Here is a 231-nt window from a genome sequence, read left to right on the forward strand (position 1 = left end):
CGGCCTCCTCCAGAGGGTCGTCGGCAGGGGGCTCGGGCTCCAGATCGTCGGTCTGAGAGGTGGGCAGCCGCTGCTCCAGGTTGTAGGCGTACTCCTGGGAGTCCTCCAAGGCCTTGGCCTGCTGGACGGACAGCGAGAGCAGCTTGCGGAGGTCCTCGGCCATAGCGCGCTCGGCGTCGATCCCGAAGGCCCCGTGGTAGCCCTTGCCTCCGGCCCAGGCCTCCAAGCGCT

Annotated in this window: 1 protein-coding gene; it reads right to left on the reverse strand. The window is 69.7% G+C overall.

The window, feature by feature from the left end:
• A partial coding sequence (locus MJ643_RS31280) for a hypothetical protein (protein WP_247727398.1) occupies window positions 1–231 on the reverse strand: 231 nt, incomplete at both ends.

This window comes from Pseudomonas sp. PNPG3 (assembly GCF_023093815.1).
Lineage (GTDB): Bacteria > Pseudomonadota > Gammaproteobacteria > Pseudomonadales > Pseudomonadaceae > Aquipseudomonas > Aquipseudomonas asiatica.